The following is a 23,183-nucleotide window of genomic DNA, read 5'->3' on the forward strand; positions in this document are numbered from 1 at the left end:
GTTCACCCGGCCGGCCGAGCGAAGGCGTCCCCGCATGGCGTACGGCGACGATCGGCGGTAGGCCCGTACACCCGCGGGGAACGGCGGTGGGGCCCGTACCCGCGGGCAACGGCGGTGGGCGGACCGTACCCGCGGGGAACGGCGGGGTCAGGTCGGTGGATCACCCGACGGGTCCGTCGACGGGTCCGCCAGTGACTGTTCCGCCCAGATCACCTTGCCCTCGGGCAGGAAGCGGGTGCCCCAGCGCTGGGTGAACTGGGAGATGAGGAAGAGGCCCCGGCCGCCCTCGTCGCTGGTGCGCGGGTGGCGCAGATGGGGCGCGGTGGCCCCGCCGTCGAACACCTCGCAGATCAGGGTGCGTTCGAGGACGAGCCGGAGCCGGATGGGCCCGGCCGCGTGCCGGATCGCGTTGGTGACCAGCTCGCTGACGACCAGTTCGGTGGTGAACGCCAGTTCGTCCAGCCCCCACGCGCCGAGCTGCCGGGTGGTCGTCTTGCGGGCCTCCGCCACCAGCGCCGGGTCGGCCGGCAGCTCCCAGGAGGCGACCCGGTGGGCGGGCAGCCGCCGGGTGCGGGCGAGGAGGAGGGCGACGTCGTCGGTGGGGCGCGCCGGGGCGAGGGCGTCGAGGACGCGCTGGGCGTGCCGTTCGAGGGAGGGCTCGGGCCGGGCCAGCGCGCGGCACAGCGCCTCGCGGGAGGCCTCGGCGAGCAGTCCGTCGGTGTGCAGGGCGATGACGGTGCCCTCGGGGAGTTCCAGCTCCAGCGCCTCGAAGGGCTGCTGGTCGACGCCGAGCGCGGGCCCCTCGGGCAGCTTCGGGAAGGTGACGGTGCCGTCCGGGGCGACCAGGGCCGGAGCCGACGGTCCGGCGGCGGCCATCGCGCACCTGCCCGACACCGGGTCGTGGACGACGTACAGACAGCGGGCCCCGACCGTCTGGCCGCTGCCCCCGCCCGGCTCGGCACCCTCCTGGCGTGCCGACTTGGCGACCATGTCGTCGAGGTGGGCGAGCACCTCGTCCGGCGGCAGATCGAGGTCGGCGAGGGTGCGTACGGCCGTGCGCAGGCGGCCCATGGCGGCGGCGCCGTCGATGCCGTGGCCCGCCACCTCGCCGATGACGAGGGCGACACGGGCACCCGAGAGCGGGATGACGTCGTACCAGTCGCCGCCGAGGCCGGTCAGTTCGTCGGCGGGCCGGTAGCGGGCGGCGACCTCGGCCGCGTCCTGCTCGGGCAGCCGGCGCGGCAGCAGGCTGCGCTGGAGGACGAGGGCGGCGTCGCGCTCGCGCGTGTACCGGCGGGCGTTGTCGACGCAGACGGCGGCCCGGCCGACCAGCTCCTCGGCGAGGCCCAGGTCGACGGCGTCGAAGGGGTCCTGCCGGTCGCGCCGGAAGAACGTGGTGATGCCGAGTGTGATGCCGCGCGCCCGCACCGGCACGATCATCACGCTGTGCAGCCCCAGCGCGTCCGCGTGCACCGTCCGGCCGCCCGGGACCGCCCTGGCCCACTCGGCCGACAGCGGGTCGAGCCTCGGCTCCGTCCACGACCGGCCCTCGACCAGCGCCCGCACCGGCGGCGAGCCGGCCGCGTACGAGGCGACCGCGCCGATCTCCAGGACGGCCTCGGGCACCCCGGCGTGCACGGACTGCTGGGCGACCCGCCGCAGCAGGACCGAGTCGTCGCCGAGGGGGCCCGGTTCGGCTCCCCGCAGCACCGAGTCCAGCAGGTCCACGGTCACGAAGTCGGCGAGCGTCGGCACGACCACGTCCGCCAGCTCCTGCGCGGTGCGGCCCACGTCGAGGGTCCGGCCGATCTGGTCGCCGGCCCGGTCGAGCAGGGCCAGCCGGATGCGGGCGCGGTGCTGCTCCGACACGTCGACCACCGTGTAGTACACGCCGATCGGCCGCCCGTGGTCGTCCTCCAGCCGGGTGAACGACATGGCGTGCGCGGTCTCGCGGTGCGGTGACGACCGCAACCGGCCCACGTGCTCGTAGTCGAGCACCGGGACGCCCGTCTCCAGCACCAGCCGCATCTGCGTCTCGATGCGCTCGGCGTCGAGGCCCGGCTGCACCTCGGCGAGCCGCAGCCCGACCCGTTCGTGCGCCCGGCCGCCGCCGAACCGCTCCAGGGCCGCGTTCGACCACACGAACCGCAGCTCCGTGTCCACGATCGCTATGCCGACGGGCGACCACGCGGTCATCCGCTCCAGCACGGTCCGGCTCATGTCCCAGCCGGGGGCCTGCGTGGCATCGGAGACGAGAGCGACCCAGTGGGCGGCCTTGAGGGGGTCGGGGGAAGGGGAGGGGGAGGGCTGGGGTGCGGAGAGGGCCGGGGACGGCGGGAAGGGCAGACGGGCGGACGGGGACGGGAGGCCGGGTGCGGGCGTGTTCTGCCGGACCGCCGGCTTGCCGGAGCCCTGGGCGGCGGACCAGGTGCCGTGGGCCCGGACGGCCGGGCGCCCGGCTTCGGGCGCGGGCGGATGCGGGGTTGCCTGCGGGGTTGCCTGCGGCGCCGGTGACGCGGGCCGGGGCGATACGGACGGGGACGACGCGGCCCATGGCGACATGGCCCGGGGTGGGGCGGGCTTGGGCGGGGGCGTGCCCTGCCGGGACGGGGCCCCGGCGTTCGCGGAGGCCGGCAAGGTGCCCGCCTCCCGGGCGGGGGCGTGCCCGATGCCGGGCATGGGCGGGGCCGGCGGTACGGGCCGGGACGGCGCCGCGGGCGGCGTGGCGGAGTGGGCCATGTCGGGATAGCCGGGGCGCGGGGCGGGCCAGGCGGAGGGGGACGGCGGCGAGGTGGTGACGGGGGCGGGAGCGGGGGCGCCGGACGGGGCGGTCGAATCGTCGGCCGGCCCGGTGGGAGCGGCGGGTCCGGTCGCCTGGGTCGAGCCGGCCTGACCGGTCGCGGGGGTCGAACCCGTCGTTGCGGTGGAACCGGTGGAACCGGTGGAACCGGTGGAACCGGTGGAAGCGGCGGCGGGGGCCGCACTGGGCCGGGCGGCTGAACCGGGCCGCCCAGGGGAGCCGGTCGAGCCGACCGCGGGTACCGCACCAGGCAGGGCGGCTGAACCGGCCCCACCGAGGGAACCGGCGGAACCGGCCGAGCCCACAGAAGAAGCCGAGCCGCCCGCCGGAGCGAAACCACTCACCGGAGCCGTCGGGCTGTCCACCGCGTCGGGGCCGCCCACCGGACCCGAGCCTCCTGCCGTACCCGAGCCTCCTGCCGTACCCGCACCCAACCCACCCACAGACGCTGAGCCACCCGTGTGACCCGTCGGGTGACCCGGTGTGTGACCCGGCGAGGTCGCCTCGCGGGTGGGGACGACCCGGACCATCACCTTGATGCGGTGGCCGTCGCGGTGGCGGGCGGTGAGGATGCCGGACCAGCCGCCGAGGGCACGATGTGTTTCGGCCAGGCGCCCGATGCGTTCACCGTCCTCGTCGAACAGGAGCGTGCGGACGCTGCGGCCGAGGATCTCGGCCGCCGGATACCCGAAGAGCCGCTCCGCGTCCCGCGTCCAGCTCGTCACGAACCCGTCCGCGTCGATCAGCAACGGCGCGGCATCGGCCACGTCGAAGCGCTGACGGGAAACGGCACTGTCCCTGTCGGTCCCCACGGCGACCCTCTCTGTCGCTGAGACGCCCTCCGGCCCCATTATTCACCTTGTGTGATCGCAGGTGGGCCAACTTGTGACGGCGCAAATCACACGGCCGCACGCCGTGGCGCACGGACCGGCAGGCATCCAGCACCCACCAGGCAGCCGGCCGCCCTCGCACGAGCCCTACGGGACCGGGCGGGATCGGGCGTGATCGGGACGAAGCCGCCCGCCCGAACACCCCCAAGTCGCACACACGGACCCCCGTCCCCCTCACCCCCCATGCAGCCGTACGCCGGTAATGCGCCCCCGTACGCCCCCCAAGCTCCGGCGTGTCCAAACGACCGCCCCCTCCGCGGGAGGGGTGCGGAGGGGGCGGTCGATGGCCGATTAGGGCCGGTCGGAAAGCGAGGGCGGGCCCGCGACCGGGACTGGCCCGGGCCGAGGCGTCAGCAGTCGCGGAACTCCGGCGACTGGTTGAGGATCTGCGACCGCAGCGAGGTGAAGCGGACATAGGTCGCACCGCCGCGCGCCTCCGCAGGGAAGACCGCCACCCGGTGGCAGTTCTGGAAGGCGAGAGCCACACCGAAATGCCGCTCCAGGCTCCCCCGGATCGCGTCACTGGACAGCGCCCGCAGCAGCTGCCCACGCTCGCGCTCCGACGGCGGCGGGGTCTGGTTGTCGGCGAACTCGGCGCTGCTCGCGCGCAGTTCACCGACGAGGGAGGCGATCAGGTCGTACGCGTACGGCAGCGACGTACGGACCGTTTCCACGAACTCCTCCTCCCGCACCTCACCCTTCTCGGCATCGGCGAGCAGCTGCGGGGAGACGTCCAGCGACATGGATGTTCCTGTTCTGATCAGAGGGAGTCAGAGGAAGTCAGAGAGAGACCGCGGCGGCCGGCGCATCCGGACCGTGGCGGAACCCGGGGTCCACCTGCGCGGCCAGGTCGTGCCCGGTGGCGGCGTTGGCCCAGGCGGCGGCGTTGCGGAGGTGGAACTCGACGGCGTGGCGCTGGAAGGTGACCCAGTCCTTCGTGCGGGCGTCGACGGCGGCCTTCAGCTGCGTCAGCGTGTGCAGGTTGTGCGCTTCCAACTCGCCCTGCGGCCGCCCCTGTTCCTGCGCGCGGACGTACGACGACTGCACGCAGTACGCCAGCAGGTCGTCGCCGACGTGCTCCTTGAGGAAGAGCAGGTCGTCCTCGCCGGTGACCTTGTTGCCGACGACCGCGATCGGGATGCCGAACTCGGCGGCGTGCTCCCGGTACTGCCGGTAGACGGACACGCTCTTCCGGGTCGGTTCGGCGACCAGGAAGGTCATGTCGAACCGGGTGAAGAGGCCGGAGGCGAAGGCGTCCGCGCCGGCGGTCATGTCGACGACGACGTACTCGCCGGGCCCGTCCACCAGATGGTTGAGGTACAGCTCCACCGCGCCCAGCTTGGAGTGGTAGCAGGCCACGCCGAGGTCGCTCTCGTCGAAGGCGCCGGTGACCATGAGCGGCACCCCGTTCACGCGCTCGACATGCCGGCTGTGGATCTCGTCGTCCCCGAGCAGCCGCAGCAGCCGCGAACCCCCGCCCGGCGGGGTCGTCTTCACCATGGCCTCGCGCGAGACGATCCGCGGGTTCGTGCCGCGCAGATGGTCCTTGATCTCGCCGGTGCGCGAACTCAGCGCCGGAGCGCCGAAGTCGTCCTCCTCGTCGAGGCCGAGCGCGTGCGCGAGGTGCTGGTTGATGTCGCCGTCGATCGCCACGAGCGGCGCGCCCGAGCGGGCGAGATGGCGGGCGAAGAGCGCGGAGAGCGTCGTCTTGCCGCTGCCGCCCTTGCCTACGAAGGCCACGCGCATGGACCGTCACCCCGCTCGCCCTCGGCGGCACCTTCGACGCCGATAATGAAAATGGATGTCATGAACGTAGAGTCGGGAGCGGCGGCCGGGATTGTCAAATCCGCCCCCTATGAACTCACCCGTACGACTGGTGAGTTGGTGAACCCTTTGCGGTTCGGCGACCCGGCCTTGGGGTTCCCGTGAGGCACTCGTGGCAACTCGGAGCCGCTGATTCCCTTTGTGTCCCAAATGTGCGGTGCGCAGGTTCACGTGGGCCCGAGGGATGGCCGGACCCGGCAGCCGGACGGACGTTTCACGAGGTTGACAGCCCCTACCCGTTGGTAAACGATGTGCAGACTCTGTGGCTCAAGTGACCCCTGGGCCCGGTGTTTTCTACGACCACTCACACCCTGGCGCGGCCGGACCGGCGTGACTTCGTGCTGCCGTCCTGCCGACACGCCCCGGGTGGGGTCCCGTACGTTCCGAGTTCGAGAATGGGATCTGCATGTCCATAGTGAGACGTGTCATCGTGACCCGCATGGTGGGAACGGGCATCGCCGCTCTCGCGCTGAGCGCGGCCGTGTCCGCTCCGGCCTTCGCCCAGGACACGCCCGGCGGCGAGGGCTGGGGCAAGAAGAGCTACGCCCCCGGCCAGGGCGCGGGCACGCCCACCGAGACCGACCGCTGCGAGTTCTCGCTGGACGGCGTGAAGTTCGCCGACTGGGTCAAGCTCGACGAGCAGAACCTCAAGCCCACCGAGGACGGCAAGGTCCACATCAAGGTCCGCGCCGCCTCCGACGCCACGACCTGCACGGTCTCCCTCGCGTCCTACCTCGCCCACGGCCCGACCTTCGCCACCTCCGGCGAGCAGGTCCTCGTCGACTTCGACTCGGTGACGGTCGCCCAGGGCGCGACGGACTCCCTGGACATCGCGGTCCCCGACGCGGGCTGCTACGGCCAGGTCGACCTGTACCGGGGCAAGGTGAAGTTCGACGGCAAGCTCGACGCGAAGGACGGCTTCGAGCACGGCGACGTCCCCAAGGGCCCGGACCGCCCGGTCATCAAGGACAAGCTGATCGCGGCCTGGAACGGCGGCACGAAGGACTGCACGACGGAACAGCCGCCGGCCGAGGAGAACCCCCCGGCCGAGGAGCAGCCCCCGGGCGGCGACCAGCCGCCCGCCGAGGAGCAGCCGCCGGCGGACGAGAAGCCCCCGGCGGACACGACCCCGCCGGCCGACGACAAGCCCCCGGCCGACGCGCCCCCGAAGGCCGAGTCCCCCTCGCCCTCTCCCTCCGACTCCACCCCGGGCGCCGCCACCCCCAACGGTGGTGAGCCCGGCGACCTCGCCGAGACGGGCGGCGGCAACGCCATCCCGATCGCCATCGGCGCGGCGGGCCTCGTCGCCGCGGGCGGTGTGATCTTCGTGGTGACGCGACGCAAGAGCACGAACCGCACGGCGTCGTGACGCTGCACGTGCACCTGTGACCATGTGAACTCCGTGGCGCCCGACCCTTCTTCGAGGGCCGGGCGCCACGTCCGTTCGCCCGTCGGCTGCTCAGCGCACGTCGACGTGGTCGCCGGTGGCCCTGGCCGTCGAGGTGGTGCTGTTGCCGGCGAAGGTCCATCGCCAGTAGCCGTCGGCGGTGGCCTTGACCGTCGTCTTCAGCGCGCCTCCGCTGCCGCTGGTGACCGTCTTCACGGTGCTGTAGGTGTCGCTCTCCTTCTTACGGAACTGCAGCTTCACCGCCCGCCCCGAGTAGCCCGCGTTCTTGTGGGTCTTCCAGTCGGCGCGGGTCAGCTTGCCGGTCACGGTGAGCTTGGCGTCCTTCCTCGCCGGCTCGGGGGAGGCGTTGACGGTCAGCTTGGCGAGCCGCCGCACGGTGAAGGTGCCGGCCCTTTCCGTGGTGATCCAGTCGCCGTCCTCGGCGTCCACCGTGGCCGTGACGTACCAGGGGTCGTCGGCCGGGCCGTTGCCGTAGAAGCTGTTGGTGTCGATGGTCCAGGACCCGGTGCACGTCGAGGTCGTGGCGCTCTTCGCGGTGCAGGTGAGCCCCCGGTCCGACGCCAGGTACAGATAACTCGGCAGCCTCACATGCAGGTTCATCGCATCGATGCCCGAGTCGTCCCGGGCCGTGACGCTCACCTTGAACGTTTTGGGCGCCGTGGGCCCCAGCGCGACCTCGGCCCCGCCGTTCACGACGACCCCCGTGATCGTCGTGTCACCGTCGGCGTGTGCGGCCGGGACGGCGACCGCCGAGAGGGCGAGGGCACCGGTCAGCACGGTGGCCAGGGAACGTGTACGCACGCGACTGCCTCCACATCGAGCACTGTCGACCGCTGGTCATGCGAACCCGGCCCATCCTCCCGGCCGCCGCCCGCACACGTGATCGGTGAGATTACGGAATCGGCTACGTACGCACTGCCGGGTGCCCGGCGCCCGGCCTACAGCGCCGCCCGACGAAAGCGGCCCAGGAGGGCCCGAGCCTGCTCTGCGTCCGCGTCGAAGAACTGCGTGGCCAGGGCGGGCGGCACGGCGGCCCCCTGGATGCGGACCTCGTCGCAGGTGAAGCAGAACGCCGCCTCGTACAACGGCAGGTCGAGGACATCGTCGTACGCCCGCACACCCCACCCGGGGGAGAACCCGCAGCGGTGCTGCGTGCTGCCGGGCAGGCTCCTGATCAGGGTCAGAAGGTCGGCGGCCTCGTCCCCGGCCCAGTGGGCGACCACCGCACCGGGGTACGGGGCTCCCCGCCTTTCCGGGAGCCCGGAGACGCGGACGACTTCGATCAGCGCGGTGGCCGCGAGAGCCGGTGCGGGAAGCTGCATGGCCGCAGTCTGCCCGCCTCGGGCCCGGCTGTGGGCTTCGGCTACGCCGCCAGCAGCTGTCCCGTGGACGTGACGGTGAAGGCTCGTCCCCGTACGGCGAAGTCCGACGTACCGCCGTCGTCCGCCCAGGCGAGGAAGACGGACTCGGCTCCGTCGCCGAAGGCGGCCGCGGCGCAGAGCTGGAAGCGGTCACCGGCTGTCGCCGTGCTGACCTGCACCTTGTCGCTGAGGGAGAGCGCGGTGTCGGAACACATCTTCGCCATCACGGTGGGCACGGTGTCGAAGGTCGCCGCGCTCTTCTCCACCCAGGCGAGAAGGAACCGTCCGCCCGGCAGTGCGGTGAGGGCAGGGCTGGTGCGGTTGAAGTCCCGGGGCTGCCCCGCGGTCACGCTGGTGACCTCGACGCTCCCGCCGCTCGGGTCGTAGACGCTGGCCTCCACGGTGGTCTGCGGGACACCGATGTCGCTGGGGCCGATGCCGTCGATGTGCGCGACGACGAACCGGCCGTTGTCGAGCAGCGTGATCGCGTTGTCGCCCTTGAATCCCGAGGCGTTGGGCTGGACCTCGCCGCCCTGCGGCACCCCTTCGAAGTCGAAGACCCGGAAGGTGAGCCGGCCTCCGCCGATCGAGGAGGGGTCGGAGGTCCAGGCGATGGCGTAGTTCCCGTCCGCCAGTACCGTCACGGCCGGGTTCACATGGAACCCCTCGGTGGTGTTGACCGTGAACTCCGGGCCGGCCTTGATGCCTTCGGAGGTGAAACGCTGGGCCCGGATCCGCTGGTCCGCGCGGGAACCCGCCCAGGTGACGAGGCAGCCGCCGTCGATCATGTTCGTGACGGACGGCCGGGTCGCCGGGTCGATGTCGGAGCCGTTGACCTGGACCTCGGGCCCCGACGGCTGCCCGCCGACGAACCGCCGCAGCTTCAGCTGCGGACCGGGCGGAGGGTTGAACGCCTCTTCCCGCCACACCGCGAACGAGGAGAACCCCGCGGACTCGACCGTCGGCCACTGCCGGTTCGTGTTCCCGCCGGGCGCCGCCACCGGACTGCTGACCTGGAACTCCGCACCGAGCTTGGTCCCCGTCACGCCCAGGTTCTGCCCCTTGATGCCGGCATTGCTCTCGTCCGCCCACATGGCCACGTACTGCGCACCGAAGACCGAGTCGACGGACGGTTGGAACTGAGCACCGCTGGTGGTCGTACTGACCGTGATCTCACCCATGCCGGACTCCGTTTCGTCTCTTCACTGCGGATGACGGGGTGCAAGAGAGATCCACGCGCGGCGCTACAGAAAAGCGTGACACGTCCCGGAGGCCCCTGCATCCGCACCGCCACCCCGCACGCGCTCATCACCCCACACACGACCCGGCGCCATCAGCGGAGCCGCCAACCGCAACCGCTGCCCGGCGTGCCCTTGGAGGCCCCCGGCATTGAGCAAACCCCCCATCGCCGCACGTACCCCCTGCCGAGTGCACTCGGTACGGGACGCGAACGGAGATCAGGGCATGGTGAGGAAGCTGTCGCGTGGGGTCGCGTTGGCCGCGAGCCTGGCTGCCCTGCCCCTGGTGGCGGCGTGCAGCGGGGACGAGGCCAAGGGGGACGCCAGTCCTGTCGCCGCGGTCGCGCCAGCCAAGGTCGAGGTCATCGCCGAGCTCACGGGGTGCGAGGTGAAGATCCGGACCGAGGCCGAGGAACTGCGCGAGGGCGTGTGCCAGACCGGGGTGGGGGACTACCTCATCACCACCTTCCCCAAGGAGGAGCTGAAGGAGGTCTGGCTGGAGTCGGCCTCCATGTACGGCGGGAAGTACCTGGTCGGTCCGCAGTGGGCCATCTCCGCCAAACCCGACGTGCTCAAGAAGCTCAAGGCCAAGGTGGGCGGCAAGATCCGGGACCTGCGTCAGCCGAGCGCCTCGTAGCCGCTGAGCGTGTACGCCTCCTCGTCGTCGATCGCGTCCTCCTCCCAGTCGATGGAGATGGCGGTCGGACGGCCGTCCTTCGCGTAGTCGACGTCCACTGCGTCGGCACCGTCACCCCGTGCCGCATCCGCCTGCCTCAACAGCTCCGCGATCGTGGGTACGTCGGACGGGCTCCGGTCCACCAGGCGGCGGGCGCTGTCGTCGAGTCCGGTGGCCTTCTCGACCTTCCCGTCCCGGACCGTCACCTCGAACGTGCCGATCAGCGCCCGTTCACCCTCGCTCGACGTCAGGGTGTAGCGGTACGCGGAGGGCTCTGTCCAGGCGGGCGCCGGTGTCGCGGCTGCCGTCGGCTCCTCCCCGCATGAGGAGAGCAGCGCGATCGAGGCCCCGGCCAGCGCGGCGGCGGTCAGGGCGCGGTGACGAACTCGTACGGTGGCGGGCTTCGGCATGGTGGTGACCTCCATGTCCTCCTGGTGAGGCGGGCACCACTGGGACGCGGGGTGGGTCCGTAACGTTCGGCGCATGCGTCATCGACATGACTTGCGACCACGGCGGCGCTCGGAAGGCTCTGTTCCGGGGTGTGAGGGGCAGCATGGCTCCATGACGAAACTGCCCGAACCATCGGCCTCTCCAGGCTCTCCAGCCTCTTCCGCCGCCACCTCTTCGGTGCTGTCGCTGTGGTCCCAGAACTCCGTGCTGTCGATCGGGTCGGTCGGATCGGTGCTCTCCGTGGGGTCCGTCGGTTCGGCTCTGTCGGTCGGTTCGATCGGAAGCGCCCTGTCGGTCGGCTCGATCGGGTCGTGGCTGAGCACGGGGTCGTTGTTCTCCGCCCAGTCGCGGTGGTCGGTGCTGTCGTGGCGGTCCAGTGGCGGCTTCATGGCCGTGGGAGCCGTGGGAGCCGTGGGAGCCGTGGGGGTGGCCGCCGGCGGCGCTCTGCTGCTGGCCCGGCTGCTGCACCGGGCTGACAGCGCCACCCCGTGACGACGCCCTCCCCCGTACGACCTCTGCTCACTCCCTGCGCCAGGCTCCGAGCAGTTCGTCCGGACCGTAAGCCGCCTTGAGGCCCGCGCAGCTGATCCCGTTGCGGGAGACCGCTACCAGGGGGAGCGGGCGGTCGGTGAGCGCCGCCCGGTGCTTCTGCAGCGCGGCGAGGCCGTGGTCGTCGAACGGGGCGTTGTCCAGCCACTTGACCGAGCCGAGGAAGAGCAGCTCCTTCGCCACCGGCTGACGGTCGGCGCCCACGAGGTCGATCTCGACGTCGTTGCTGCGCATCCAGTACCCGCCGATCGCCGGGGCGGCGGGCAGATGCCCGTCCGGCAGGAGGCGGGCGAGGGATTCCCGGACCAGGGGCTCGATCGCGCGGCCTCGCCAGTTCGTCCAGCGCCCCTTGATCCGGGTCAGCGTGAGGTCACCCCGCATGCGCTCGATCTCCGCCATGTGCGGGTCGAGGAAGGTGAGCCAGAACCGCGGATAGGGGTCGGCCACCCGATAGCGGCGTTCCTTCGACGGGCGCAGAGAGAGGGGCAGCTCGGTCGCCACCACCCGCTTCGCGGTCAGGACGTCCGTGGCTCGGGTGAGCGTGGTGTGCGCGATGCCGCCGGCCGCCCGCGCGATGTGGGTGAAGGTGCGCTCCCCGCTGCCGATGGCCCGGAGGACCTCCCCGCTCATGGCCTGTGGAGGGAACTCCGCGGCCAGTGAGCGCTCGGCCGAGACCAGCAGGGCCGAGACCGGGTTGTCCAGGGAGTCGCGCAGGAACTCCCACACGTCCGCGCCCGGCCTCCATTCCGCGCAGATCAGCGGCAGACCGCCGGTGATCAGTGCCGCGTCGAAGGTGGCTGCCGGGGGGAGGTCGAGCATCTGCCCGATGTCGGCCGGGTTCAGCGGACCCACGACCATTTCCCGGCCCCGCTGGTGGAAGGGGCGGTCGTAGCCGTTCAGCGCCTCCATCATCGACAGGTCGGAGCCGACCAGGAGGAGGAGTACCACTGCCGTTGCTCTCTTGCCTGATGCCGTGTGCCTGACGCCCTGTGTCTGACGGTCTTGCGCCCGGCGGTCCTGCAGTCTGACGACCTCGTCCCGGCAACGCGAGAACCCCACCTCGCCGAAGCGAAATGGGGTTCTCGTCACTGGAGCGCCGGGCAGGCCTTGCACCTGCATTTCCCCGCAGGAAGCGGGGCGTCTTTCCTTGGACCACCAACGCATTGAGTACTACCGGGAGTTTGTGCTCCGGTGAGCGGCTCGTGATCAACTATAGCGGATCTCCGGGGGTGTTGCATCCCCGGAGATCGCGCGGTCAGAGCAAGTGCGCCTGGGGGGCGTACTCGACGACGAGGTACTTGGCGTCGTGGTCGCCGTAGGCCTTGCGGAGGATCGGTTCGGCCTTGCCGGGGTCGTCCACGCCGATCTGGACGCGGCCGGTGCCGTCGAGGCCGGCTTCGCGCAGGTCGAAGGTGCCGTCCCAGCGGGTCATGTCCTCGCTCACGCGGTCGAGGAGGGCGTTGAGGTCCCGCTCGTTGACGTCGCGGTCGTGGATGCGGACGGTCACGCCCCGCTCGGCCGCGTCGCAGACGGCCTTGTCGAGGGCGGCGGAGGGCATGCGGTAGAGGTCCATGGCGACTCCGTCCTCGTCGACGACGAGGCCCGTGAAGACGTCGGCGTGGGCGCCCGCGACCAGCTCGTCCACGTACGTCAGGGTCCGGTCCAGCGGGGTCTCCGCCGGGGTCTCGGGCCTGAGGTGACCGGCGAGGCTGCCCTCCGGGCGCGTGCCGTGGCACGTGACGGCCGGGTTCGACACCTCTCCCACGGACTGGGCGTCGGCCATCGAGCCCTGGACCCCACCGAGCATCAGCACGGCGACGACCACGGCCGCGGCCGTCCCCGCCCTGCCCCGCCCTTTCACGTCACGCCCGTCACGCTCGTCATGCACATCGGTTACGTCACCTACGCCGTCCATGGGGCACCCCGTGTTCTCCTCGTCGCCGGGCGGTCGGTACTGGGACGCGGCAGGGGGTGAAAGCGTTCGGGGCGGGCGGCCGGCTTCGAGCGTCGCCTTCTCCGCGGCCGGACGTCCGGGTGTAGACAGGGCGGTGAGCTGTGGGAGACGAGGGAGAGGGGCCGGCCGATGGGTCGTCTGCGCGGGGTGCTGACCAAGCCCGTGGTCATCGCGGTACTGGTCGTCGGGGTCGTACTGGCCGGCATCGGGCTGTACTGGTTCCAGCCGTGGAAGCTGTGGACGGACGAGACCGTCCGGGAGGCGGTGCCCTCGGCGACGACGGCACCCAGGGAATCGGAGAAGGCGACGGCCTCGGCGAGTCCCGCGGCCCCCGCGACCGTCGCGCAGGGTGAGTTCATCAGCCACGAGCACACGACCTCCGGACGTGTGCGGCTGCTCCGGCCGGCCGACGGGTCGTACGTCCTGCGGCTGGAGGACTTCGACACCAGTAACGGGCCCGATCTGCGGGTGTGGCTGAGTGACGCGCCCGTGAGGGACGGGAAGGACGGCTGGCATCTCTTCGACGACGACGCCTACGACCATGTCGCCCTGGGCGGCCTCAAGGGCAACAAGGGGGACCAGAACTACCCGGTGCCCGACGGCGTCGATCCGGCCGACTTCACCGCCGTCACCATCTGGTGCGACCGCTTCAACGTGTCGTTCGGGGCGGCCGAGCTGGCCCGGAGCCGCTGAGGGCTCCGGACCGGCTCGGGGGCGTACCCGAGGGCGTACCCGAGTCTCAGTAGCCGACCCGGAACGTCGCGTCCGCCTTCTCCGTCGCCGTCGAGATCGGGTCGATGCGGAGCACGTAGTTGCTGTGCCGGATGTAGCGGGTCGGGTTGTTGTACGACCGGAAGGACGACCAGGTCGAGTCCGCGAGGCCGGCGACGCGGGTGAACGTGGCGTCGGCGGCGAAGGTCGACGTGCCGTCGTTCACGTCGAGGCGCAGGTTGTAGCTGTAGTGGCGGAGGTAGCGGGTGGGGTGGCTGACCGACTGGAAGGAGACGCCGGAGGAGTCCGCCAGGCCCGGGACCAGCTTCCACTGGGAGTCCGTGAACGGGTCGAAGGGGTACTCGTCGATGCGGCCCACGTAGTTGCTGTGGCGGATGTAGCGGGCCGGGAAGTTGTACGACTTGAGGCGGTTCCAGGCCGGTGCGCCCCACTTGGTCAGCAGGTTGCTGTACTCGGTCGAGGTGATCGGGTGGATGCCGCAGTGCTTGGAGTTGAGCGGCTGGGTGTAGAGCTTCTGGTCGAGGGCGGTCCAGGTGCCGGCGGCCAGGTCGCTGGACTGCCAGGCGTAGAAGACGCCGTTGGGGGTGTACGTGTCGCCCCACAGGTACCAGGAGTTGGACGTCAGGGACTTCACGACCGTGGGGGCCTCGGTGCCGCCGTGGGACGCGGCGGTGCTGAAGGGGGTGAAGCTGCCGGGGTTCAGGGTCGTCGAGCGGGCGCCCACCAGGGTCTGGTTCACCTTGTAGTAGAGGTAGTTGACGCCGTTGACACCGACCGTGAGGTTGCCGTCGATGATGTCGTAGCCGGGGTCGAAGAAGACCTGGGGGTCGGACGTCGTGACGAAGTCGGTGGTGTAGCTGACCATGATGACGTTGTGGCCGCTGCTGTTCACCGAGGAGTAGAGGATGCCGTACCGGCCGCGTGAGGCGTCCCAGTAGGCCTCCGGGGCCCAGCTGTGGGTGCCGGTCATGTCGTGCAGCTTCACGCGCCGGTAGCCGGTGAAGGTCCGCAGGTCGGTCGAGTCCCAGACGTGGATGTAGGTGCTGTTGTAGTTCCAGTCGGTGCCCTTGAGGTCCGTCGCCAGGACGACGAACGTACCGTCCTGCTTGCGCATCAGGAACGGGTCGCGCAGCCCGCCTGCGCCCTGGGTGGGGGTGACCAGGGGGGCGTTCTGGTTCAGCGGGGTCCAGTTGAGTCCGTCCTGGCTGACGGCCAGGTGGAGGCCGTAGTCGGCCTCCAGCATCGTGTTCGACTCGGTGAAGTAGACCATCGCGTAGGCCGAGTCCGCGGCGTGGGCGGTGCCGGCGCCGAGGGTGAGCACACCGGTCGCGGCCAGCGGCACGGTCGCCGCAGTGCCGAGGAACATGCGGCGGGAGAGGCCGGGCCCGCTGGTCATGCCACTCATGCCTGGCTCCACTTCTGGTTGTTCTGGCCGTTGCAGGACCACAGGACGAGCTTCGTGCCGTTGGTGGTCGCCGCGTTGTAGGCGTCCAGGCAGAGGCCGGAGTTGACGTTGACGATCGTGCCGTCGGCGTTCACGTTCCACTGCTGGTTGGTGGCGCCGTGGCAGTCCCAGATGACGACACGGGTGCCGTTGGAGGTGCCGCGGTCCCAGGCGTCCAGGCACTTGTTGCCGTACACGACGAGTTCCTTGCGGGAGGTGTACTGCCAGACCTGGTTCCGGCCGCCGGAGCAGTCCCACAGCTGGGCGTCGGTGCCGTTGGTGATCGTGTTGTTGTCGATGTCCGCGCAGCGGCCGGAGCCCGTGCCGGTGATCAGGGTGCCGTTGGTGCCGGGCAGCGGCCGTACGACGATGCCTTCGAGGGTCGGGGCGCCGGAGAACGTGATCGTGTTGGCGCTGCCCTTGGTGAGCGACATGGCGACGGAGATGTTGCCGGGCGAGGAGCCGGTCGGCGGGAAGGAGACCTTCGTGGAGGTCTGGCCGTTGACGGTGAGGGTGCCGACGCGGGCCGAGGAGGTGTTGTTGGTGTAGGAGACGTCGACCGTCTTCAGCCCGGTGCTCCCGGCGACCACGCCGGTGAAGCTCGACGTGCCGGTGTACGCGCTCGACGCCTGCTCGGTGCCGCCCTTGACGGTGAGCATCACGGAGGTGCCCGCGGGGACGCTGGTGGTGTAACTCGTGCCGGGCGTACCGACGTCGGTACGGCTCCACAGGTCACGCACGGTCGCGGAGGCGTTCGTCAGGCCCAGGTCGGACCAGCGGACGGTCATGTTCTGGGTGGTGGAGGTGCGGTTGAGCAGGACGACCGCGCGGTTGCCGCTGCCGGAGAGGACCTTGCCGTACACCTGGAGGCCGGTGGTGTCCTCGGCGACCTTGACGCCCTGCTGGCCGCGGGGGTCCTGGTCGACGGCGATGACCTCGGGGTTCTTGAGGATGTTCGCCGTCTGGGTGGTCATCGTGGAGAGGTCGTTGCCGGCGAGCAGCGGGGCGCCGGAGACCGCCCACAGGTTCATGTGGGTGCGGTCCTGGGCGGCGGTGAGGCCCATGCCGATCATCAGCATGTCGGGGTCGTTGTAGTAGCCGGTGTGCTGGGCCGTGGGGTGCACGTTCCGGTCGTAGTTGGTCAGCATGCCCGCGTACGTCAGGCCCTGGCCGTGGTAGAAGATGTCCGTGTTCGTCCGCCACATCGGGCCCATGCCGGGCGCCCAGTTCCAGGGGTTGGAGTAGCCCCAGTTGCACAGGGAGAGGGCGAGGGGGCGGCCGGTGGTGGCGGTCGCGGTGGACACGGCGTCGCTGATGGCCTGGTAGGTCGTCTTCGGGTCGAGGCCCTCGGCGTCACCGCCGCACCAGTCGACCTTCACGAAGTCGAAGCCCCACTTCGAGAACTGCGTCATGTCCTGGACGTAGTGGCCCTCGCTGCCACTGCCGGGCGCGGCCGGGCGGCCGGTGGGGAAGTAGTAGCCGCAGCCGTCCTTGCCGGCGTCGGTGTAGATGCCCGCCTTCAGGCCCTTGCTGTGGATGTAGTCGGCGATGGCCTTCATGCCGCCGGGCCACTCGGCCTCGTCGATGCTGATGTTGCCCGCGCTGTCGCGGGTGCCCTGCCACCAGCCCTCGTCGATGTTGATGTACTCGTAGCCGGCCTCGGGCAGCCCGGCCGCGACGAACGCGTCGACCTGCTGCTTGATGACGTTGTAGTCGACCTTCGCGGCGAAGGCGTTCCAGGAGGCCCAGCCCATCGGGGCCTTCGGGACCGGTATTTGACGGTCCGTCACCGCCACGGGGGCGGCGTCGGTCAGCGTCTGGGGGCCGGGGGCCGCGGTCGGCGGCTGGGCGAAGAGCAGGGCGGCCGTGGCGGCGGTCGCCAGGGTGACGGCGCGGATCACCGTCGTCCTGCAAAGCCGGTGGAGACCACGGGAGTTGGCACGTGGAGGGGAGGTCATGCGGCTCCTTCGATGGATACCCGGAGATCGATATCTCGAACGGGGATCGGCACGCCGAACATGCTGGCTGGCCGAAAGTAGAGCCGGGAGTGAAGGAAGTCAACGGCTGTGGCAGAGGTGTTTTTTGAACCGGTCACAAAGTGCCGACGCAAGGCTGGGAAGGGCGACGACACCGGGCCGGGAAAGGGCTCGGCGTCGCGCTTCGGCAGTCGGGTCTCATGACGGGAACTCAGACATGCCGAGCGGGACGGTGGGCCGGCCGTTACCGACGGCTTTCGGCCTGGTCAGGCCGTGTGACCGGTCACCTTCAGCGTCGACACACGGAAGGTCACGCGGGGCGCGGGGCGCGGGGCGCGGCACAAAGGACGAGGGACGAGGGACGAAGGACGTGGGACGAAGGACGAGGGACGAGGGACGAAGGACGAGGGACGAAGGACGAAGAAGGCCGGCGCCGGAACCTGGCTATCGTGCCGGACGCTCGCGGCCCCACGCCGCCAGTGGTCCGAGGGCGTCGTTGAGGCGTGTCCCGTCCTCCGTCAGCGAGTACTCCACACGGGGCGGCACCTCGTCGTACGAGACGCGCCGCACGATGCCGTCCGTCTCCATCTCGCGCAGATGCGAGGCCAGCACCTTCTCGCTGACCCCCGGAAGCAGCCGCCGCAACTCACCGAAGCGGCGGCAGGGATGCTCGTGCAGCGCCCAGAGAATCAGCACCTTCCACTTGCCGCCGATCACCTCCATCGCGGTGTCGATCCCGCAGGCGTGCCCGTCCGGTGCGCCCGGCCGGTTCAGTGTCGTCATGCCCCCACCCCTCCGACGTGCTCGCTCACCCCAGGGTAACCACCCACTCCGAAGTGCGTACTTGATCACTTCCGCGCCTGTGACCAGCCTGTTCGGCATGACACAGAACGCTCCGGAGAAGACCTCTCTCACCCTGCTGGGACTCGGCGCGATGGGTACCGCGCTGGCCCGTGCCTGGCTCGCCGCCGGCCATCCGCTCACCGTCTGGAACCGCACCCCGACCCGCGCCGAGGCGCTCGCCGCCGAGGGGGCCAGGGTCGCCGGCACGGCCGCCGAGGCGGTCGCGGCGAACACCCTGGTCGTGGTCTGTCTGCTGGACGACGCCTCCGTCGGCGAGGCGCTGGCCGGTGCCGACCTGGCCGGCCGCGACCTGGTGAACCTGACCACCAGTACTCCCGCCGAGGCCCGTGCCCGCGCCGACCGGGCCCGGGAGCGAGGCGCCCGTTATCTGGACGGCGGAATCATGGCCGTGCCGCCGATGATCGGCGTCCCCGAGTCCGGCGGCTACGTCTTCTACAGCGGCTCGCGCGAGCTGTTCGAGCGGCACCGGACGACCCTGGGCGTGCCGGCCGGCACCACCTACGTCGGGGAGGACGCGGGCTTCGCGGCCCTGCACGACGTGGCCCTGCTCAGCGCCATGTACGGGATGTTCGCCGGGGCCGCGCACGCCTTCGCCCTGATCCGCAAGGAGGACATCGACCCGGCGTCCCTCGCCCCGCTGCTGGCCGACTGGCTCACCGCGATGGCCCCGTCCGTGCACGAGACCGCCGACCGGCTGCGGAGCGGCCGCTACACCGGGGGAGTGGTCTCCAACCTGGCCATGCAGGTGGCGGGCACCCCGACCTTCCTCACCACCGCCGAGGAACAGGGCGTCAGCACGGAACTGCTCGGCCCCTACTTCGCGTTGATGCGCCGCCGGTCGGCCGAGGGTGGCGGCGAGGAGGATCTGACGGGAGTGATCGACCTGCTGGTGCGCTGAGGCCGGGCCGCCCGCCGGGTCGGCGCCGAGGTCCCGTCCCGCCGCGGGACGGGACCTCGGCGCCGGTCGTGCCGGTCGTGCCGGTCGTGCCGGTCGTGCCGGTCGTGCCGGTCACCTGAGGGAGGGCGTCACTTGGTCGCCGTGGGCCTCCTCGACGCCGCTGTCGCCTCCGCCACGTCCGTCAGCGGTCGCAGCCGGTACGTGTACGCGTAGTCGCGGTTGGCGAAGAGCTTGTACTCGTCGTGCGTGTGGGCGCCCCAGCTGTTGTCACCGCCGACTCCCATCTGGCGGTGGTTGACGCGCAGGACGGGGGTGTCGCGGGGGGTGAGGTGGTAGTCGTGGCGCAGGCCCGTCGACAGGTCCTCCGGGGTGAAGTACGAGGCGTTGATCTCTATCAGCGCGTCGCCCGAGACCAGCAGGCCCACTCCGTCGCGGTCGGTGACGGCGGCCCAGCGGACGTCGGTCTTGTTGCCGTTCTCCTGGGGGCGGATGTAGCCCGACCACTGGTCGGCGATCTCGCCGGAGTAGAGGCCCACGTCGGTGCCGTTGTTGCGGTCCCAGTGGTTCTCCTCGGGACCGCGGCCGTAGTAGTGCAGGCGCTCCAGGCGGCGGTTGAGCAGGAACAGGGTGCCCACCTCCGGGATGTACGGGAGGGAGGAGGCACCCGGGTGCAGGGTGTTGTCGACCTTGATCTCGGCGTTGCCGAACACCGTGTAGGTGGTGGTGTACGTGGACTCGGTGGTCGTCGGGAGCGTGCCGCTGACCTTGATCTCCACGGCCCGGTCGCCGAGGGCGCGCACGGTCACGTCCGTGACCTTGCGGTCCGTGCCCGCGTCCCGCCAGGTCTGGTTGCGGGTGTGCTGTCCGTTGCCGTGGTCGTTGTCGGTGGGGGCCCGCCAGAAGTTGGGCACCGGGCCGGAGGAGATCAGCCGGGTGCCGCCCGCCTTGTACGAGGTGATCGTGCCGGTCGCCTTGTCGACGGTGACGGAGAAGCGGCCCGGGTGGCCCCTGCCGGTGACCGTGACGGCCTCGTCGCTCTCCTCGTACCTCAGCTCCGGGACGTCCGCCAGGGGGACGGGTGTCACCGCCGGGCTGCCCGCGTCGACGGGCAGTTGCTGCCGGGCCACCTCGAAGCCGGCCTCGGCCCACGGGGTGTCGTCCTTCGTGGTGAAGGAGAGTTCGAGGAAGTACTCGGTGCCCGGGGCGGGGGAGGCGGGGAGGTCGAAGGGGACGGTGACGTCCTTGGTGGACAGGGGGCCCACGTCCAGCTGGTCACGGGTGAGGCGGCCCTTCTGGACCTCCTTGCCGTCGGCCACCAGGGACCAACCGCCGTCCAGTTCACGGAGGTTGGTGAAGAGGTACTCGTTGGTGAGCGTGACCTTCTTCGAGGCCGGGGTGGTGCCGGTGGCCGGCTTGGCGTGCACGGCCTGGTAGATGCGCTTGACCTCGGCCGCCTTGCCGGTGTGGCTCCGGTCGGCCTTGATGATGCCGTCCGCGACGAAGGCCCCGTCGTTGGGGTTGTCGCCCCAGTCGCCGCCGTACGCGAGGAACGTGCGGTCCTTCGCGCGGCTCTCCGCCACGTCGACCGTCGCCGCGTCGAACCAGAACCGCACCCCGTCGTCACCGGCGCCACGCCCCGCGGAGGCCAGCTCGGAGCCGCTCAGGGCGCGCGCGTACACACGCGCCCGCCGGATCGTGCCGCTGAACTCGCGCGTCGGGTTGTCCGTGTCGGTGCCGAGGGCGAGCGGAGCGACGTTCACGCTGGGCCGCCGGGTCGTGGTGCGGGTCGCCTTCACCTCGCCGTCGACGTAGAGGGTGAGGGACCCGGAACCGGCGTCGAAGACTCCGGCGACGTGGTGCTCGCGGCCGGTCCAGCCCTCGGCCGGGAGCCCCCAGCTGACGCTGACCCACTGGCCGCCGCCGTAGATGAAGAACTCGATGCTCTTCTCGCTCTGCTTCAGGGCGTACTGGGTGTCACCCTTGGCGATGATCGGCTGGTGGCCGCCGGTGACCTTCGGGGTGAACCAGGCCTCCAGCGTCAGGGAGCCGGTGAGGTCCAGGGCCGGGTCGCGGGTGAAGCCGGTGGCACCGGAGAGGCCCTTGTCGCGGCTGAACGTTCCTGCTGCGGTGAGGAGTTGCCCCTTCAGACCGCTCGGACCGGCGTCGGTGAACACCTTCAGCCGGGGGATCGGCCAGGTCAGCGACTGGTCGACGAAGTCCCAGATCCAGCCGCCCTGGAGGACGGGGTAGCGCCGGACGAGGTCCCAGTACTTCTTGAGGTTGCCGGTCGAGTTGCCCATCGAGTGCGCGTACTCGATCATCACGTACGGCCGGGTGTCGGCGGTGTCCTTCGCCCGCTGCTCGACCCGCTGCGGGCTGTCGTACATCTCCGAGCGGATCTGGCTGATCGTCGGCCGGTCGTCGCCCTCGTACTGGATGACACGCGTCTTGTCGTACGACTCGATCCAGTCGCGCATGGCGACGAAGGTGGAGCCGCCGCCCGCCTCGTTGCCGAGGGACCAGATGACGACGGAGGCGTGGTTCTTGTCGCGGTGGACCATGTTCCGGGCGCGGGCCACGCAGGCCTTCGTCCAGTCGGGGTCGTTGCCGGGGAAGCGGTCCCGGATGCCGTGGGTCTCCAGGTTCGTCTCGTCGACGAGGTAGAGGCCGTACTCGTCCGCCAGCTCGTACCAGAGCGGGTTGTTGGGGTAGTGCGAGGTGCGCACGGAGTTGATGTTGAGACGCTTGATGATGCCCATGTCCTGGACCAGGTCGGCGCGGGTGAGCGCCATGCCCCGGTCGGGGTGCATCTCGTGGCGGTTGGTGCCCCGCAGGGAGACCGGCTTGCCGTTGATCCGCATCAGCCCGTCCTTGAGCGCGAACTCGCGCAGGCCGACGCGGTGGGAGAGGGTCTCGACGACCTTGCCGCCCGGGTCGCGCAGGTGCAGCACGGCCGTGTACAGGGTCGGGTGCTCGGCGGACCACAGCTCGGGGGACGGCACGGCCCTGGCGGCCTGCACGGTCACGTCCTCACCGACGGCGGAGGCGCCGACGGTGACGGACTGGACGAGGGGGCGTGACCAGACGGCGTGCCCGCCCGCGTCGTAGAGCTGCGTCTCCACGGAGTACGCGCCCTCGTGTCCGGCCTCGTACGCGCGCACGCTCGCGGTGACGGACAGCTCGGCGCTCGTGTAGCCGTCGGCGAGCGGGGTGTCCAGCTTGAAGTCGCGCAGGTGCACGGCCGGGGTGGAGTAGAGGTAGACCGAGCGGAAGATGCCGCTCAGCCTGATCATGTCCTGGTCCTCCAGCCAGTCGCCGTCCGAGTACCGGTAGACCTCGACGGCGATCTGGTTCGACCCGGGCTTGAGGTGCCGGGTGATGTCGTACTCGGCCGGGTCGTACGAGTCCTCGTGGTAGCCGACGAGTTCGCCGTTGATCCACACGTAGTGGGCCGACTTGACGCCCTCGAAGTGCAGGAAGGTACGGCGGTCGCCGGCCGTCCAGTCCTTGGGGAGCTGGAAGGAACGGCGGTACTGGCCCACGGGGTTGTAGCGGGTCGGCGCGTTGGGGGGCTGCGCCTCCTCACCGCCGCCGTTGGGGCCCCACCAGGGGTAGGTGATGTTGATGTAGATGGGGAAGTCGTAGCCGTGCAGCTGCCAGTTGGACGGCACCGGGATGGTGTCCCAGTCGCTGTCGTCGACATCGGTCCTGTAGAAGTCCTCGTCCCGGTCGCCCGGCCGGTCGACGTACGCGAACCGCCACTTGCCGTCGAGGCTCAGCCGGTACGGGGAACGGGTGCGGTCGCCGGCGAGTGCCTGTCTGACGTCCGCGTACGGCATGAGGGTGGTGTGGGGCGGTTCGGCGCCGACCTGGAAGAGGGCCATGTTGCCGGACCACTCGGGGGTGCCGTCGGCGGCCGTCCCGGTGAAGGGGGCCGCGTAGGCATCGCCGCCGGAGAGGGCCAGGGCGCCGAGGAAGGCGGCGCCGCCCTCCAGCAGACGGCGGCGGCTCATGACGGGGCGGGCGGCGGCGGGGGAGCCTGTGTGCGGGTGCTGCTGTGGCATGTACCGGGGCCTTCCTCGACGACATGGGGGAGTGCACGTGCGGAGGAGCGTCGGA

Annotated in this window: 17 protein-coding genes and 2 pseudogenes; 5 read left to right on the forward strand and 14 right to left on the reverse strand. The window is 70.9% G+C overall.

Annotated features, from left to right (window positions below; translation table 11 throughout):
• Window positions 1-147: 147 nt before the first annotated feature.
• The 4 genes and pseudogenes from H4687_RS23935 to H4687_RS23945 form a co-directional block, all read right to left on the reverse strand.
• Window positions 148-2,562: a SpoIIE family protein phosphatase gene (locus tag H4687_RS23935; RefSeq protein ID WP_434977209.1), complete on the reverse strand. Its 2,415-nt coding sequence runs from the start codon at window positions 2,560-2,562 to the stop codon at window positions 148-150.
• A gap of 747 nt (window positions 2,563-3,309) precedes the next feature.
• Window positions 3,310-3,651, reverse strand: a pseudogene (locus tag H4687_RS48715) (PAS domain S-box protein); the annotation flags it as partial.
• A gap of 389 nt (window positions 3,652-4,040) precedes the next feature.
• Complete coding sequence (locus H4687_RS23940) at window positions 4,041-4,433, reverse strand: SCO5389 family protein (RefSeq protein WP_046919847.1); 393 nt, start codon at window positions 4,431-4,433, stop codon at window positions 4,041-4,043.
• A 37-nt stretch (window positions 4,434-4,470) separates the two neighbouring features.
• Complete coding sequence (locus H4687_RS23945) at window positions 4,471-5,436, reverse strand: ATP-binding protein (protein ID WP_046919848.1); 966 nt, start codon at window positions 5,434-5,436, stop codon at window positions 4,471-4,473.
• A 484-nt stretch (window positions 5,437-5,920) separates the two neighbouring features.
• Here H4687_RS23945 and H4687_RS23950 point away from each other — a divergent pair, with 484 nt between their 5' ends.
• Window positions 5,921-6,883: a hypothetical protein gene (locus H4687_RS23950; RefSeq protein ID WP_050398425.1), complete on the forward strand. Its 963-nt coding sequence runs from the start codon at window positions 5,921-5,923 to the stop codon at window positions 6,881-6,883.
• A 90-nt stretch (window positions 6,884-6,973) separates the two neighbouring features.
• Here H4687_RS23950 and H4687_RS23955 read toward each other — a convergent pair whose 3' ends face one another.
• The 3 genes from H4687_RS23955 to H4687_RS23965 all read right to left on the reverse strand — a co-directional run bounded on the left by H4687_RS23955 (window position 6,974) and on the right by H4687_RS23965 (window position 9,464).
• Window positions 6,974-7,723 (reverse strand): hypothetical protein, encoded by a 750-nt coding sequence (locus H4687_RS23955; protein ID WP_046916633.1) that lies wholly within the window; start codon window positions 7,721-7,723, stop codon window positions 6,974-6,976.
• Window positions 7,724-7,860: 137 nt separating this feature from the next.
• Window positions 7,861-8,244, reverse strand: a complete 384-nt coding sequence (locus H4687_RS23960; RefSeq protein WP_046916632.1) for a hypothetical protein — start codon at window positions 8,242-8,244, stop codon at window positions 7,861-7,863.
• A 41-nt stretch (window positions 8,245-8,285) separates the two neighbouring features.
• Complete coding sequence (locus tag H4687_RS23965; protein WP_046916631.1) at window positions 8,286-9,464, reverse strand: hypothetical protein; 1,179 nt, start codon at window positions 9,462-9,464, stop codon at window positions 8,286-8,288.
• Window positions 9,465-9,747: 283 nt separating this feature from the next.
• Between H4687_RS23965 and H4687_RS23970 the strand changes: the two genes are divergently transcribed.
• Window positions 9,748-10,158, forward strand: a complete 411-nt coding sequence (locus H4687_RS23970) for a hypothetical protein (RefSeq protein WP_046916630.1) — start codon at window positions 9,748-9,750, stop codon at window positions 10,156-10,158.
• On the opposite strand, the gene H4687_RS23975 is transcribed toward H4687_RS23970, so the two are convergent.
• Window positions 10,140-10,622, reverse strand: a complete 483-nt coding sequence (locus H4687_RS23975; protein WP_225966797.1) for a DUF6174 domain-containing protein — start codon at window positions 10,620-10,622, stop codon at window positions 10,140-10,142. The two genes, H4687_RS23970 and H4687_RS23975, sit on opposite strands and share 19 nt — an antisense overlap.
• 136 nt (window positions 10,623-10,758) lie before the next feature.
• Here H4687_RS23975 and H4687_RS23980 point away from each other — a divergent pair, with 136 nt between their 5' ends.
• Complete coding sequence (locus tag H4687_RS23980) at window positions 10,759-11,139, forward strand: hypothetical protein (RefSeq protein WP_046916629.1); 381 nt, start codon at window positions 10,759-10,761, stop codon at window positions 11,137-11,139.
• 27 nt (window positions 11,140-11,166) lie between these two features.
• On the opposite strand, the pseudogene H4687_RS23985 reads toward H4687_RS23980, so the two are convergent.
• Window positions 11,167-12,141, reverse strand: a pseudogene (locus H4687_RS23985) (ATP-binding protein); the annotation flags it as partial.
• A 310-nt stretch (window positions 12,142-12,451) separates the two neighbouring features.
• Entirely contained in the window at window positions 12,452-13,111 is a 660-nt protein-coding gene (locus H4687_RS23990; protein WP_225966798.1) for a hypothetical protein, read from the reverse strand.
• A gap of 168 nt (window positions 13,112-13,279) precedes the next feature.
• On the opposite strand from H4687_RS23990, the gene H4687_RS23995 reads away from it, so the two are divergent.
• Window positions 13,280-13,843, forward strand: coding sequence for a DM13 domain-containing protein (locus H4687_RS23995; RefSeq protein WP_046916628.1), 564 nt, complete (start codon window positions 13,280-13,282; stop codon window positions 13,841-13,843).
• 46 nt (window positions 13,844-13,889) lie between these two features.
• Here H4687_RS23995 and H4687_RS24000 read toward each other — a convergent pair whose 3' ends face one another.
• The 3 genes from H4687_RS24000 to H4687_RS24010 form a co-directional block, all read right to left on the reverse strand.
• Entirely contained in the window at window positions 13,890-15,287 is a 1,398-nt protein-coding gene (locus H4687_RS24000) for a glycoside hydrolase family 43 protein (RefSeq protein WP_046916627.1), read from the reverse strand.
• Entirely contained in the window at window positions 15,284-17,284 is a 2,001-nt protein-coding gene (locus H4687_RS24005; RefSeq protein ID WP_046916626.1) for an RICIN domain-containing protein, read from the reverse strand. The genes H4687_RS24000 and H4687_RS24005 overlap by 4 nt, the downstream gene beginning before the upstream one ends.
• A 462-nt stretch (window positions 17,285-17,746) precedes the next feature.
• Window positions 17,747-18,085, reverse strand: coding sequence for a winged helix-turn-helix transcriptional regulator (locus H4687_RS24010; RefSeq protein ID WP_046916625.1), 339 nt, complete (start codon window positions 18,083-18,085; stop codon window positions 17,747-17,749).
• Window positions 18,086-18,182: 97 nt separating this feature from the next.
• Between H4687_RS24010 and H4687_RS24015 the strand changes: the two genes are divergently transcribed.
• Window positions 18,183-19,064 (forward strand): NAD(P)-dependent oxidoreductase, encoded by an 882-nt coding sequence (locus H4687_RS24015; protein ID WP_046916636.1) that lies wholly within the window; start codon window positions 18,183-18,185, stop codon window positions 19,062-19,064.
• Window positions 19,065-19,192: 128 nt separating this feature from the next.
• On the opposite strand, the gene H4687_RS24020 is transcribed toward H4687_RS24015, so the two are convergent.
• Window positions 19,193-23,128, reverse strand: a complete 3,936-nt coding sequence (locus H4687_RS24020; RefSeq protein ID WP_192781711.1) for a glycoside hydrolase family 2 TIM barrel-domain containing protein — start codon at window positions 23,126-23,128, stop codon at window positions 19,193-19,195.
• Between the last annotated feature and the right edge of the window lie 55 nt (window positions 23,129-23,183).

It is taken from the genome of Streptomyces stelliscabiei, assembly GCF_014873495.1.
Lineage (GTDB): Bacteria > Actinomycetota > Actinomycetes > Streptomycetales > Streptomycetaceae > Streptomyces > Streptomyces bottropensis.